This window comes from Mycolicibacterium pyrenivorans (assembly GCF_025821625.1).
In the GTDB taxonomy this organism is placed as follows: Bacteria; Actinomycetota; Actinomycetes; order Mycobacteriales; family Mycobacteriaceae; genus Mycobacterium; species Mycobacterium pyrenivorans.
Map to the genome: position 1 here is coordinate 1 of NZ_JACKSH010000059.1, position 398 is coordinate 398.

General features: G+C 68.1%; 1 protein-coding gene. It reads left to right on the forward strand.

Annotated elements, in window-relative coordinates; genetic code table 11:
• On the forward strand, positions 1-398 hold a 398-nt coding region (locus tag H7I57_RS08250), incomplete at both ends, for a restriction endonuclease (RefSeq protein ID WP_372510148.1).

Sequence of the window (398 nt, forward strand, 5' to 3'; positions counted from 1 at the left end):
CCGCACGTGGTCACCGGAATGCGTACTCCCGGCCGCCGCGAGAACCCCGTACACGACATGTCCGGCACGGAATTCGAGGACTACGTCGCCCGGATCGCCCGGTCCTGCGGCGTCCCGGTCATCATGACCGAGCTGTCCGGGGACTGGGGCGTCGACCTGATCGTCGGCACCCGGCCCAATCGCCTTGCCATTCAATGCAAAAGAGTGTCCCGGCCCGTCGGCCCGGGCGCCGTTCAGGAGGTGGTCGCCGGCGCGCCCATGCAGGACTGCACACACACCATGGTGGTTACCAACAACGACTTCACCGCGGCCGCACGGAAACTGGCCGAGCTGCACGACTGCACGCTGGTCAGCGGCACCGAGCTGACCCGACTGCGCGGGCTGATCCGGCAGCACGT